This is a genomic window from Janthinobacterium sp. GW460-12-1-14-LB5 (assembly GCF_059423585.1).
In genome coordinates this window covers 162,291-175,261 of sequence record NZ_JBWKYD010000005.1, presented here as the reverse complement: position 1 = coordinate 175,261, position 12,971 = coordinate 162,291, and the positions used below count along the sequence as shown (strand labels likewise).

The following is a 12,971-nucleotide window of genomic DNA, read 5'->3' as shown; positions in this document are numbered from 1 at the left end:
CCGGCATGCGCTGGCGCAATGTTTCCTGGCTGCCGGCACGCCCCTGGCTGGGCGCGCAGCGCGTGCACATCCGCCCCTCGCGCGCGGGCCTCGCCTTTGCGGTGCTGCTGCTGGCGCTGTGGATCGCCGCCGTCAACTACGGCCTGGGCCTGGGCTACGCCCTGACGTACTTCGCGGCCGCCTGCACCATCGCCGACATGCTGTTTACAAGCCGCAACCTGGCGGGCCTGGCCTTGGCCGCCACGCCCGGCAAGCCCGTCTTCACGGGCAGCCATGCCCTGTTCACCTTGCGCCTGATCAACCGCAGCACACGCCCGCGCCATGCGATCCACCTGGCCGCGTTCGGCTCGCCGGCAGCGCCCAGCCTGGCCGACATCGCCGCCCATGGCGAAACGGCCGTCAGCATCGGCGTAGCGGCGCAGCAACGGGGATGGCTCGCTGCTCCTCCCGTGCGCCTGTCCGGCCGTTTTCCGCTGGGCCTGTTTGTTGCCTGGTGCCACTGGCAGCCGGAGGCGCGCGTGCTCGTGTATCCGCAGCCCGAGCACAACGCGCCGCCACTGCCCTTGCCTGCCGGCACGGTGCGGCAGGTGCAACAAGCACAACCGCCGCGCACGTCCGGCGGCGCCCTGGAGCTGGCTGGCGTGCGCGCCTACCAGCCAGGCGATCCCTTGCACCGCCTGGCCTGGCGCCACATCGCCCGCCATGACGGCGAGCATTTATTCAGCAAACAATTCCAGCCTGCCACCGACGCGCAGGCGGGCGCAGCCCCTGGCAGCATCATGCTTGAGCACGCCGCCCTGCACGCGCTGGCGCCGGAAGCGCGTTTGTCTCGCCTGGCCGCCTGGGTGCTGGCAGCGGAGCGGGACGGCCAGCCCTATGGCTTGCGCCTGGGCGCGCTGACCGTGGCGCCGGGCCTGGGCCTCAGCCAGCGCGACGCCTGCCTGCGCGCGCTGGCCCTGCATGACTTACCTCCCAGCAAGGAGTCACCATGATCCGCTGGTTTAACAGCTTGCCGCGCGACAAGGCCGACATGCTGCTGCTGTTGCTGGCCGCCGCCATGGTGCTGGCGCCGCACGCGCTGCACCTGCCTGCGTGGCTGTCGGTGGCCGCCGCCGCGCTGCTGCTGTGGCGCGCCATCATTACCGTGCGGGGCCGGCGCCAGCCGCCGCTCACGCTGCTCGCGCCGCTGGCCTTGCTGGGCATCGCCGGCGTGTACGCCAGCTATGGCAGCGTGCTGGGACGCGATCCCGGCGTAGCCATGCTGGCCCTGCTGCTGGCCTTGAAATCGCTGGAAATGCATGGCCGGCGCGATATCTTCGTCTTCGTCTTCCTCAGTTTTTTCCTCCTGCTGGCGAACTTCTTCCATGCGCAAGGCATCCTCAGCGCCGTCTGGATGCTGGCTACCGTCCTCGTCTTGCTGGCCGGCCTGCTGTCGGCCCAGTACGGCACGCTGCAGCCTCGCCTGGCGCAAAGATTAAGTTTGCTGGGACGCATGCTGGCGCTGGCCCTTCCCCTGGCGGCCCTGATGTTTCTTGCCGTGCCGCGCATCGACGGCCCCCTGTGGGGCGCGCCGCACGAGGGCACGCAGGCGCGCACGGGCTTGTCCGACAGCATGCAACCGGGCGCCATCGCCTCGCTGGCCCTGTCTGGCGAACCCGTCTTCACTGCCCGCTTTTCCACCCCGCTCCCGCCGCAAGAGCAGCTGTATTGGCGCGGCGTGGTGCTGGGCGACTACGACGGCGCCACCTGGACGCGCCGGGGCGCGAAAGGGCGCGCGCCTGCCGGCGACAGCCGCATCGACATCGCGCTGGAAGGCCGGCCCAGCCAATATGAGGTGACCTTGCAGGCAAGCGGCCAGCGGCGCATCTTCGCGCTCGACGTGCCCCGCAGCATCGAACGCTTGCCCGGCAATCCCTACGTCGTGTCGTCCGCGCTGGAAGTGCTGACCATACAGCCTATTACTTCGACCGTGCGTTACCGCGTCAGTTCCCACTCCCGCTACCAGCTGCAGGCCGGCTTGTCTTTGACCCAGCAGCAACCCTGGCTGGCCTTGCCCGCCGGCAGCAATCCGCGCAGCGTGGCCTGGGCACGCGCCCTGCGCGGCAGCGGCGCGCAGATGCTGGCGCCCGCCGACGCCATCACCGCCGTGCTGGAGCACTTCCGCCGCGCGCCCTTCCGCTACACCCTGCAGCCGCCGCTGCTGGGCAAGCATGGCGTCGACGACTTCCTGTTTACGACGCAGGCGGGCTTTTGCGAACATTACGCGGGCAGCTTCGTCGTGCTGATGCGCGCCATGGGCATACCCGCGCGCGTCGTCACCGGTTACCAGGGCGGCGCACGCAACAGTGACGGTGCCAGCCTGACGGTGCGCCAGTCCGATGCCCACGCCTGGAGCGAAGTGTGGCTGGCGGGCCGGGGCTGGGTGCGCATCGATCCCACGGGCGCCGTCGCACCCCTGCGCACCGAGCGCAACCTGGACGCCGCCCTGCCGCCGGCACCGTCGCCGTTGACGGCGTGGCGCGCACTGGCCGGCCTCGATGGCGGCGCGCACGGGGCGCTTGCTGCCTGGCGCCAGCAATGGCAGCAGGCCGAGCAAGCCTGGAGCAGCTGGGTGCTCGACACCACGCCGCAGCGCCAGCGCGCCATGCTCGATGGCTTGAAAAACTTGCCGGCGAAGACACTGGCACTGGCTTGCGCCGTGCTGGCCCTGCTGTCCGCCGTGGCCGGCGCACTGGTCTGGTGGCGCCAGGCCCGGCAAGGCGATCCGCTCGACGCCCTGTACGCGCAGTTTTGCCGCCAGCAGGCGCGGCGCGGCCACAGCCGTGCGCCGCATGAAGGCCCGCACGGTTATGCTGCCCGGCTGGCCGCAGGCAAGGCCACACCCGAGGCGCACGCCGCCATCGCACAGTTTCTGGCAATCTATGCCGCGATGAAGTATGGTAATGCCAACCCAGACGAACAACTCCGCGCGCGGCGCAGCTTGCGCCGCCTGTTAACCCAATGCCGATGAGACGCTCCTTGTTACCGATCAAAACCTCCGCCCTGTCCCTGCTCCTCTCCCTTCCCCTGTGCCTGGCCACCGCGCACGCCGGCGAAAACAGCCATATTTCCGCCGCCGACCGCGCCCGTGCCGTGCGCGCGGCCAAGGCCCCGCCCGCCAAGGTCGCAGCCAAAAAAGCACCGGCAAAATTCGACTTCGAAGGCGAATTTGTCGACTATGCCAACTGGAAAGAAGTCCGCGCCTTCCTCGACGAGATGTCTGCCAAGCATGGCTTTGACCGCGCCGGACTCGATACCCTGATCGGCAAGGTGCGCTATGTCGAGTCGACCGTGCAGCTGATGAAACCGGCGCCGCCGGGCAAGCCGAAGAACTGGCAAGCGTACAGCGCGCGCTTCATCGAGCCGGTGCGCATCAATGCGGGCGTGAAATTCTGGGAAGAGAACGCGGAAGCGCTCGCGCGCGCCGAGCGTGAATATGGCGTGCCGGCCGAGATCATCGTCGGCATCATCGGCGTGGAAACCGTGTACGGACGCAATACGGGCCGCTTCCGCGTGCTCGACGCGCTGACCACCCTGGCGTTTTCCTATCCGGAAAGCCCGACGCGGGCCGCACGCATGGAATTTTTCAAGGGAGAACTGGAAAACGCGCTGCTGTACGCGCGCAAGGATGGCATCGATCCACTGACCCTGCTCGGCTCGTATGCGGGCGCCATCGGCCTGCCGCAGTTCATGCCTAGCAGCATCATGAAATATGCGGTGGACTTCGATGGCGATAGTCATATCGACCTGCGCAATTCCACGGCCGACGCCATCGGCAGCGTCGCGCATTTCCTCGTCGAACACGGCTGGCGGCGCGACGATCCGGCCATCAGCACCTATCCTGTCACCGTCTCGGCCAGCCGCGCCTGGGAAAAATTCATCGGCCAGGGCTTGCAGGCCAAGTACCGGCTGGGGGAATTGCAGGAAGCGGGCGTGAGCACCGTCGCGGCCACGCCCCAGAACATGCTGTTCGGCTTGATCGACTTACAAAATGGTTCAGAAGCAACTGAGTATCACTTGGCAACCAATAACTTCTTTGCTATAACTCAGTACAACAGAAGTTATTTTTATGCCATGTCAGTCATTGACCTGGGCAAGGCCATCAGCCAAGTGCGCGCACGCTAACCGAAAGTCAGTGTAAAGTTATAATATTACTTGTAAGAAAGCGTAAGGGATGTTGAAGCGGCCACCAAACAAGACTATGGTAGGGCCGATAACATGTGCCAGCCTCGCTCGCCAGCCTTTGTGCGGCACGGAATACGGAAATGGTTTTATACTTAACTTTTGTCAAAGTACAATTTTTGTTCTATCATGGAGCATAATAAAGAATAAATAGGTGTTGCAACCAGACAACACCGATTCTGTACAAAGCAAGATTAGCAGGCTTTCCGGTCTGAAATTGAATCCTGTTGTACAATTGTGTATATATCATGAAAAACTGTATCCCGGATCGTACCGTGTGTGAATTCGTTCCTTTTAGTAAAGAATGAACATGAACGCAGCAAGAGCGAGCTCCGAGTGTTTTTTACTTTGCAGTGCAACTACAGAAGGAACAATAACATCATGACAAACCAAGTCGGCATTGATATGAACAGCGATTCGGACTCCGACGATCTGCTTCAATACAACCCAAACAGATTGCTCGATACCCTGATCGAAAACCTGCGCCTGAAAAACGACGCAGCCTTGTCCCGCGCGCTGGAAGTAGCGCCACCGGTCATCAGCAAAATCCGTCACCACCGCCTGCCGGTCGGCGCATCGCTGTTGATCCGCATGCACGAAGTCAGCGACCTGAGCATCCGCGACCTGCGTTACCTGATGGGTGACCGTCGTAACAAATTCCGCATCAGCGACAAACAATTCAAGCCAAAAGAAGGCGAAACGCCACAAGGCTGATCCTGCCAGTTTCGCAGGTTTTCCCTCCCCGCCGTGGGGAGGGGGTAGTTTTCAGCAGTTCTCAGGCCGTCCTGGCCAACATCAGTTTCATGACTTCAGCCGTTACGCAGGGAAAACACCGGTCGACAAATAGCGGTCGCCGCGGTCGCACACGACGAATACGATGGTCGCGTTTTCCACCGTTTGCGAGATGCGCAGCGCGATTTCGCAGGCGCCGGCTGCCGAGATGCCGCAAAACAAGCCCTCTTCCGCCGCCAGGCTGCGCGCCATGCGCTCGGCCACGCCCTGGCTCACGTATTCCACCTGGTCCACGCGCGACTTGTCGTAGATTTTCGGCAAATAGGCTTCCGGCCATTTGCGGATGCCGGGAATCTGCGAACCTTCCTCGGGCTGGGCGCCGATGATCTGGATGGCGGGATTCTGTTCTTTCAAATAGCGCGACACGCCCATGATGGTGCCCGTCGTGCCCATGGCGCTGACAAAATGCGTGACCTGGCCGTTGGTATCGCGCCAGATTTCCGGTCCCGTGCTCTCATAGTGGGCGCGCGAATTGTCTTCGTTGGCGAACTGGTCGAGGATAACGCCGCGGCCATCCTTCTGCATCTGCTCGGCCAGGTCGCGCGCATATTCCATGCCGCCCGTCTTCGGCGTCAATAAAATGTCGGCGCCGTAGGCGGCCATGCTCTGGCGGCGCTCCACGCTGAGGTTATCGGGCATCAAGAGCAGCATCTTGTAGCCGCGCAAGGCGGCGGCCATGGCCAGGGCGATGCCCGTATTGCCGCTGGTCGCCTCGATCAGGGTATCGCCCGGCTTGATGACGCCGCGCTCTTCAGCGCGCTTGAGCATGGACATGGCCGCGCGGTCCTTCACGGAGCCGGCCGGATTGTTGCCTTCCAGCTTGCCCAGGATGACGTTGTTGCGCGCAAGCGCATCGGCGCCCGGCAAGCGCGTCAGCTGCACCAGCGGGGTATTGCCTATCGTATCTTCAAGTGTCTTGTAAGCCATCGTGTCTGTTTGAGTAATTTCAACAAAGACCCATTCTAATATGAGATGCTGGGCAGCGTATCGCTGATCGGCGGAGGCATCCGGGTTCGCGTGCGCGTGCGCGCATGCCGCCGCATGCCGCATGGCGCCTGCCGCGCCGCCATTTCCGGGCATGCGCAGGGGGTATTGCGGCGGGCGCGCGCCGCATGCGCTAGACTCGCCACTGTTAGTTATTTTTGTTATTTGCTTATTCAGCCTCCGAACGGACTCGCCATGGCCAGCAGCACCCCCGAATTCATTCCCGAAACGACGCAGGACGATCCCGTCCAGTTCGCCACGCTCGACTTGCAGGGCCGCAGCCACCAGATCTCGCCCGTCTTCAATGCGCCCGAACTGCAGCGCTTGCAGCGCTATGGCACGCGGCAGCGCTTTGCCGATGGCGAGACGCTGTTCGAGGCGGGCAGCAGCAGCTTCGGCATGCTGGTGATACTGTCCGGACGCGTCAGCATCAAGCGCCACGAAGTGCTGGGGCAGGCGTCCGTGCTGCGCGAAGTGGGCGTCGGCCATTTCATTGCCGAGGTGGCGCAATTGTCCGGCCGCCCCACCCTCGTCAACGGCAGCGCCGTGGGCGAGGTGGAATTGCTCGACATCAGTTCGGAATCCTTGCGCGCGCTGATCGTCGCCGAGGCGGAGATGGGCGAACGCATCGTGCGCGCCCTGATCCTGCGCCGCGTGGCGCTGATCGAATCGAATTCCGGCGGCCCCGTGCTGGTGGGCCCGCGCGGCAATGGCAATCTGTTCCACCTGCAAAGCTTTCTGTCGAGCAATGGCCATCCGCACACGGTGCTCGACCCGGCCACCGATGCGGCCGCCGCCGCGCTGGCCCAGCGCTACCAGCCGACGCCGCAGGATTGGCCGCTGGTGGTCTGTCCTGATGGCAAGATCATGAAAAATCCCGGCAATGCGGAACTGGGACGCTGCCTGGGCATGCTGCCCGATTTGTCGGGCGACAAGATTTTCGACGTGCTGGTGGTGGGCGCCGGTCCCGCCGGCCTGGCCACGGCCGTGTATGCGGCCTCCGAAGGCTTGTCGGTTCTGGCGCTGGAACAGCGCGCGTATGGCGGCCAGGCGGGTGCCAGCGCGCGCATCGAAAATTACCTGGGGTTTCCCACCGGTATCTCCGGCCGGGCGCTGGCGGGACGTGCCTATGTGCAGGCGCAAAAGTTCGGCGTCGAAATCGCCACCCCGGCCAGCGCCGCCAGCCTGCTGTGCGACACCTGGCCGCTGCGCGTCAACTTGTGCGACGGCACGCAGGTGCGCGCCCGCACGGTGGTGCTGTCGTGCGGCGCGCGCTACCGCCGCCCCTCGCTGGCCAACCTGAAAACGTATGAGGGACGGGGCGTGTATTACTGGGCCTCACCCATCGAAGCCAAGCTGTGCCGGCAGGAAGAGATCATCCTGGTCGGCGGCGGCAATTCGGCCGGCCAGGCGGCCGTGTTCCTCTCCGGCCACGCCGCCAAGGTCCACATGGTGATCCGCGGCGAAGGGCTGGCGGCCAGCATGTCGAGCTATTTGATCGAGCGCATCGCCGCCACGCCCAACATCACCTTGCACACGCACACGGAAATCATCGCCCTCGAAGGCGACGACGATGGCTTGACGGAGGTGCGCTGGCGCAACAACCAGACGGGCACAGAGTGCGATTGCGCCGTGCGCCGCGTGTTCCTGTTCGTGGGCGCCGATCCGAACACGGACTGGCTGCACGACTGCGCCGTGGCCGTCGATGAACAGGGTTTTATCCGCACGGGCTTCGACGTCACGCGCGCCGAATGCCGCGCCCACGGCCACGCTGCGCTGTTGACCGAGCCGCCTCCCGACCTGCCCGAGCGGGCCGCGCTGGAAACGAGCGTGCCGGGCGTGTTCGCCATCGGCGACGTGCGGGCCGGTTCGACCAAGCGCGTGGCCGCCGCCGTCGGCGAAGGCGCGGCCGTCGTTTCCCAGATTCACGGCTTCCTGGCACGGCTGCCGGCGGGCTCGGCCTGAAATCGTGCGTTATAGAAACTGCTACAATCGGCTCTCGCCATCCAGCTGAAAGAGTCCGCATGCCCCACACCACCAGGCTTTCCCCGCGCCGCAGCATGCCCGCGGCCCGCTGACGGTGCGCCGCATGCTCGTCAAACTATTGCTGCTGGGCACGCTTTTTGCCGTGCTCAGCATCGCCGCCCTGTACAGCTACGGGCGCTTCGCCCAGCGTTCGCTGGGCGCGCCAGGGATGGCCTTGCCCGTGGCGATGGATGCCACCCTGCTCGACCGCGTGCTGGCGCCGCAACTGGCGCAACGCCCGGGCCACAGCGGCACGGCCCTGGTCGACGACAACCTGGAAGCGTTCGCCCTGCGCGCCCTGAGCGCGCGCGAAGCGGGCCGCAGCATCGACCTGCAATACTACATCTGGCATAACGACGTCACGGGCCGGCTGCTCGTGCGCGAACTGCTGCGTGCGGCCGACCGCGGCGTGCGCGTGCGCGTGTTGCTTGACGACATCAACGCACGGGGCCAGGACGCCGCCATCCTCGCGCTCGACAGCCACCCGCTGATCGACGTGCGCATCTTCAATCCAGGCCGCAACCGCGACGGCATCTGGTGGCGCGCCGTGGAAATGGCCTTGCGCGCCGTCAGCCTGAACCGGCGCATGCACAACAAGGCCTGGATCGTCGACGGCAGGGTCGCCCTGGTCGGCGGGCGCAATATCGGCGATGAATACTTCGATGCCGCCGAGCAAGTCAATTTCCAGGATGCCGACTTGCTGCTGGTGGGCCCCGCCGTGCAGCAGACGAGCGACATCTTCGACCGCTTCTGGAACAGCCGCGCCGTCCTCCCCATCGGTGCCTTGCATGCAGGCAAGAACGCGGGTGCGCCCGAATTGCAGGCGGTGCGCGCCCGCCTCGATGCGCTGACGGGAGAACTGGGCGCTTCGCCGTATTTGCGGCAACTGACCGACACGGGCCAGCTGCAGGCCCACCTCGATGGCCGGCTGCGGCTGCACTGGAGCGCGCAAGTGCAGGTGCTGTCGGACCCGCCGGAAAAAGCCGCGCCCGTGGCCAGCCTGCAGCGCAGCGAGCACTGGCTCATGCACAGCCTGCTGCCCCTGCTGACGCAGGCGCGCGAAGAAGCGCTGCTGACTTCGCCCTACTTCGTGCCCGGCACGGCGCTGAGCACGCTGCTGGGCGACAAGGTCGCGGCCGGCGTCCAGGTCAAGGTGCTGACCAACTCGCTGGCGGCCACCGACGTGGCCCTCGTGCATGCGGGCTATGCGCGCTACCGCCAGCTGCTGCTCGATGGCGGCGTCGACCTGTATGAATTGAAGACGCAGCATCGCAAGCGCATCAGCCTGATGGGTTCGAGCCGCGCCAGCCTGCATACCAAGGCCGTGGTGGTCGATGGCCGGCGTGGTTTCGTCGGTTCCTTCAACCTCGATCCCCGCTCGGCCCAGCTGAACACGGAAATGGGCGTGCTGTTCGACGATGCCGCGCTGGCGGCCGACATGCGCACCCTGTTCCTGCACTCGACCTCGGCCGACACCAGCTACCGCCTGTTCCTCGACGATGGCGCGCTGCGCTGGTCCGACGCCACCGAGCAGCCCGCCAAGCTATGGACGCACGATCCGGAGTCGGGTTTCTGGCGCCGCATGCTGGTGTCCGTGATGCGCTGGCTGCCGATCGAGTCGCAGCTGTAAACTGGCTGTCGCATAAAAAAACCCCGCGCGGCCGGTACCACGCGGGGCTTTCTTGCATGCTGCGCGGCACCACCACGCAGCACGCTCTACAACAAAACGCTTATTTTTTCTCGGCTTCCGCTTTCTTCGCCTCGGCGGCAGCCAGTTTCGCTTCTTTCTTCGCGGCAGCGGCAGCAGCCTTCGCTTCTTTCTTGGCAGCGGCAGCTTCCTTCTTCGCTTCGGCGGCCGTCTTCACTGGCGCGGCGCCATCGGCTGCGGCGGCAGGCGCTGCAGCGGGCACTGCCTTGGCGGCGGCTTCTTTCTTGGCTGCAGCAGCAGCGGCCTTGGCTTCTTTCTTGGCTGCAGCAGCTTCTTTCTTCGTTTCAGCGGCCGTCTTGGCTGGCGCCGCAGCGGTGTCGGTCGCAGCAGCTGGCTTCGGTGCGGCTTCTTTCGCTGCAACTTCCTTCACAGCAGCTTCCTTTTTTGCCGGGGCAGCCTTCGCCGCCGGGGCGGGCGCCGCCGGCGCGCCGGACTTGGCCTGGCCATTCACCTGCAAGCCCGCTTCCGACAGCTTCACGGAGCTTTTCGGGCCGATGCCCTTCACGCGGCTTTCGAAATCGGCCCAATCCTTGAAGGCGCCGCCCTTGGCGCGCTCGTCGATGATGGCTTTCGACGTGACGGGGCCAATGCCCTTGACGCTGTCGAGTGCCGCCTGGTCCGCCTTGTTGACATCGACCTGGGCAAAGGCAAAGCCCATCGTCGCGATCAGGGTGGCGATGGCCAGCAGTATTTTTTTGAACATGGGTATCTCTCCGTGATGTGGTTTCAAGATGACTCGAACGCAAGGGAGGAACAGCGCCTTAACGGCTTTAACGGCTGTGGCGTGATATGGTTGACAAGACGGCACGGCGGAACGGCAGGAAAACCTGCGCCAGATCAAACGGCCCGGCGCAGGTAGTGCAACAATTTACTGCGGGAACAGCTCTTCGCGGGTGACGGTGGCCGTGCCCAGCTTGCCGACGACGATGCCGCCGGCGCGGTTGGCCGTACGCACGGCGTCGCCCAGGCCCATCCCGGCGCCCAGCATGGCCGCCATGGTGGCGATCACCGTGTCGCCGGCGCCCGAAACGTCGAACACTTCGCGCGCATCGGTGGGCATGTGCAGCACGTCATCGGCCGTGTACAGGCTCATGCCTTCTTCCGAACGCGTGAGCAGCAAGGCGTCCAGCCCCAGCTGCGCGCGCATCTGCTGCGCGCGTTCCGTGAGTTGCTCTTCCGTGCTCCAGCTGCCGACCACGCGGCGCAGCTCGGACTTGTTCGGAGTGAGCACTGACGCTCCCGCATAGCGGCTGAAATCATCGCCTTTCGGATCGACCATGACGATCTTGCCGGCGGCGCGGGCCGCCTTGATCATCTCGGCCACGTTCACCAGGCTGCCCTTGGCGTAATCGGACAGGATCACCACGTCGTAGCTGGGTAACAGCGCATTGAATTGCTTGAGCTTGTCGCGCAGCACCGTGTCGCTGGGCGCATCCTCGAAATCGATGCGCAGCATCTGCTGCTGGCGGCCGATCACGCGCAGCTTGATGATGGTGGAAATGGCCGCGTCGCGCTGCAGATAGCTGTGGATGCCGCCGCCTTCGAGCAGGCGCTCGACCTGGCTGCCCGCCTCGTCGTCGCCCACCACGCCCAGCAAGCTCGTCTTCGCGCCCAGCGCGGCCGCGTTGCGCGCCACGTTGGCCGCGCCGCCCAGGCGCTCTTCGCGCTTCTCGATGCGCACGATGGGCACGGGCGCTTCCGGCGAAATACGGCTGACGTCGCCGAACCAGTAGCGGTCCAGCATCACATCGCCCACCACCAGCAGGCGTACCTGGGCCAATGCGGCCGGCGCCGTCAAGGCGACCACCTCATTGGCGCTCATGCGCGCGTCAGGATCGAGCGACCGATCCCGTGGTATTCGATGCCGTTCTCGGCCATGACGGCCGGCTCGAACAGATTGCGTCCGTCAAAGATCACGGCCTGCTTCAGGCGCGCCTTGACCTGCTCGAAGTCGGGGCTGCGGAAGGCTTTCCATTCCGTCACGATGAGCAGCGCATCGGCGTCCTGCAGCGCATCCTTCGGACTGTCGGCAAAGCGCACCTTCGCCAATTGCTCCGGCGTCAAGTCCAGTTGCAGCACGCGGCGCGCCTCGGCCATGGCGACGGGGTCGTACACGGCCACGGTTGCGCCGCGTCCCAGCAAGTCCGCCAGCAGGACGCGGGCCGACGCTTCGCGCATGTCGTCCGTATTCGGCTTGAAGGCCAGGCCCCACACGGCGAAATGCCGGCCCGTCAAATCTTCGCCGAAGCGAGTGACCACTTTGCGTCCCAGCACCTGCTTCTGCTGGTCGTTGACGGCTTCGACGGCACGCAGGATCAGCAATTCCTGGCCGTAGCCGCGCGCCGTGCGCTCGAGCGCCTGCACGTCTTTCGGGAAGCAGGAACCGCCATAGCCGCAACCGGCGTACAGGAAACTGTGGCCGATGCGCGGGTCGGAACCGATGCCATGGCGTACGGCTTCGATATCGACGCCCACCTTGTCGGCCAGGTTCGCCAGTTCATTCATGAAGGAAATGCGCGTGGCCAGCATGGCATTCGCCGCATATTTGGTGAACTCGGCCGAGCGCACGTCCATCCAGTGGGTGCGCTCGTGGTTGCGGTTGAACGGCGCGTACAGGCTTTTCAGCAATTCGCGTGCGCGCTCGCCGTCCGGCGTGGCATCGACGCCGACGACGATGCGGTCCGGGCGCATGAAGTCTTCGACGGCCGCGCCTTCCTTCAGGAATTCCGGGTTCGACGCCACCGAGAACGTGGCGGCCACGCCGCGCGCGTCCAGTTCGCCCTGGATGGCGGCGCGCACTTTTTCAGCCGTGCCGACGGGCACGGTGGACTTGTCGACGATGACCTTGAAGTCCGTCATGTACTTGCCGATGCCGCGCGCGGCGGCCAGCACGTATTGCAAGTCGGCCGAGCCGTCTTCATCGGGCGGCGTGCCGACGGCGATGAATTGCATCACGCCGTGCGCGGCGGCCGCTTCGACGTCGGTGGAAAAGGTCATGCGCCCGGCGGCGCGGTTGCGCGCAACGACTTCTTCCAGGCCCGGTTCATGGATGGGGATGCCGCCGCTGTTGAGCAAAGCGACCTTCTGTGCGTCCAGGTCGAGGCAAAAGACGTCGTTGCCCAGCTCCGCCAGGCAGGCGCCGGTCACGAGGCCCACATAGCCCGTGCCGATAATGGTGATTTTCATGGTTGTGCCGTATTTCTGAAATATAGGTGTTACATACGAGTACACGCCACGTTGC

At 65.1% G+C, this 12,971-nt stretch carries 10 protein-coding genes; 6 read left to right on the top strand and 4 right to left on the bottom strand.

All coding sequences use genetic code 11. The features are described from left to right. The first annotated feature begins 5 nt into the window (after positions 1 to 5). The 4 genes from AC07X6_RS06770 (at position 6) to AC07X6_RS06755 (ending at position 4,935) form a co-directional block, all read left to right on the top strand. Positions 6 to 992, top strand: coding sequence for a DUF58 domain-containing protein (locus AC07X6_RS06770; protein ID WP_494790464.1), 987 nt, complete (start codon positions 6 to 8; stop codon positions 990 to 992). Then, positions 989 to 3,010: a transglutaminase TgpA family protein gene (locus tag AC07X6_RS06765; RefSeq protein ID WP_494790463.1), complete on the top strand. Its 2,022-nt coding sequence runs from the start codon at positions 989 to 991 to the stop codon at positions 3,008 to 3,010. The genes AC07X6_RS06770 and AC07X6_RS06765 overlap by 4 nt, the downstream gene beginning before the upstream one ends. 8 nt (positions 3,011 to 3,018) lie before the next feature. Next, the gene (gene mltB / locus AC07X6_RS06760) at positions 3,019 to 4,164 is read left to right on the top strand and encodes a lytic murein transglycosylase B (RefSeq protein ID WP_494790462.1); all 1,146 of its coding nucleotides are present in this window, start codon (positions 3,019 to 3,021) and stop codon (positions 4,162 to 4,164) included. Between the two features lie 438 nt (positions 4,165 to 4,602). Beyond that, the gene (locus AC07X6_RS06755) at positions 4,603 to 4,935 is read left to right on the top strand and encodes a hypothetical protein (protein ID WP_034751784.1); all 333 of its coding nucleotides are present in this window, start codon (positions 4,603 to 4,605) and stop codon (positions 4,933 to 4,935) included. Between the two features lie 102 nt (positions 4,936 to 5,037). Here AC07X6_RS06755 and cysM read toward each other — a convergent pair whose 3' ends face one another. After that, complete coding sequence (gene cysM, locus AC07X6_RS06750) at positions 5,038 to 5,940, bottom strand: cysteine synthase CysM (protein WP_035825682.1); 903 nt, start codon at positions 5,938 to 5,940, stop codon at positions 5,038 to 5,040. 252 nt (positions 5,941 to 6,192) lie between these two features. Here cysM and AC07X6_RS06745 point away from each other — a divergent pair, with 252 nt between their 5' ends. Together AC07X6_RS06745 and AC07X6_RS06740 are read left to right on the top strand one after the other, a co-directional pair. Beyond that, the gene (locus tag AC07X6_RS06745) at positions 6,193 to 7,962 is read left to right on the top strand and encodes an FAD-dependent oxidoreductase (protein ID WP_494790461.1); all 1,770 of its coding nucleotides are present in this window, start codon (positions 6,193 to 6,195) and stop codon (positions 7,960 to 7,962) included. Between the two features lie 124 nt (positions 7,963 to 8,086). Next, on the top strand, positions 8,087 to 9,652 hold the full coding sequence (locus tag AC07X6_RS06740; RefSeq protein ID WP_494790460.1) for a phospholipase D family protein: 1,566 nt from the start codon (positions 8,087 to 8,089) through the stop codon (positions 9,650 to 9,652). Between the two features lie 100 nt (positions 9,653 to 9,752). Here AC07X6_RS06740 and AC07X6_RS06735 read toward each other — a convergent pair whose 3' ends face one another. From AC07X6_RS06735 to AC07X6_RS06725, 3 genes are all read right to left on the bottom strand, one after another. Next, the gene (locus AC07X6_RS06735; RefSeq protein ID WP_494790459.1) at positions 9,753 to 10,433 is read right to left on the bottom strand and encodes a ComEA family DNA-binding protein; all 681 of its coding nucleotides are present in this window, start codon (positions 10,431 to 10,433) and stop codon (positions 9,753 to 9,755) included. Between the two features lie 165 nt (positions 10,434 to 10,598). Further along, entirely contained in the window at positions 10,599 to 11,552 is a 954-nt protein-coding gene (gene rfaE1 / locus AC07X6_RS06730; protein ID WP_474295314.1) for a D-glycero-beta-D-manno-heptose-7-phosphate kinase, read from the bottom strand. Next, positions 11,549 to 12,916, bottom strand: a complete 1,368-nt coding sequence (locus AC07X6_RS06725; RefSeq protein WP_474295312.1) for a UDP-glucose dehydrogenase family protein — start codon at positions 12,914 to 12,916, stop codon at positions 11,549 to 11,551. Before AC07X6_RS06725 ends, rfaE1 begins: the two co-directional genes overlap by 4 nt. Positions 12,917 to 12,971: the final 55 nt, after the last annotated feature.

Excerpts from the sequence above, each read along its gene's own strand:
- AC07X6_RS06770 (WP_494790464.1), top strand. The coding sequence starts at position 6 with ATGCGCTGGCGCAATGTTTCCTGGCTGCCGGCACGCCCCTGGCTGGGC.
- AC07X6_RS06765 (WP_494790463.1), top strand. The coding sequence starts at position 989 with ATGATCCGCTGGTTTAACAGCTTGCCGCGCGACAAGGCCGACATGCTG.
- AC07X6_RS06755 (WP_034751784.1), top strand. The coding sequence starts at position 4,603 with ATGACAAACCAAGTCGGCATTGATATGAACAGCGATTCGGACTCCGAC.
- cysM (WP_035825682.1), bottom strand. The coding sequence starts at position 5,940 with ATGGCTTACAAGACACTTGAAGATACGATAGGCAATACCCCGCTGGTG.
- AC07X6_RS06745 (WP_494790461.1), top strand. The coding sequence starts at position 6,193 with ATGGCCAGCAGCACCCCCGAATTCATTCCCGAAACGACGCAGGACGAT.
- AC07X6_RS06740 (WP_494790460.1), top strand. The coding sequence starts at position 8,087 with ATGCTCGTCAAACTATTGCTGCTGGGCACGCTTTTTGCCGTGCTCAGC.
- AC07X6_RS06735 (WP_494790459.1), bottom strand. The coding sequence starts at position 10,433 with ATGTTCAAAAAAATACTGCTGGCCATCGCCACCCTGATCGCGACGATG.
- rfaE1 (WP_474295314.1), bottom strand. The coding sequence starts at position 11,552 with ATGAGCGCCAATGAGGTGGTCGCCTTGACGGCGCCGGCCGCATTGGCC.
- AC07X6_RS06725 (WP_474295312.1), bottom strand. The coding sequence starts at position 12,916 with ATGAAAATCACCATTATCGGCACGGGCTATGTGGGCCTCGTGACCGGC.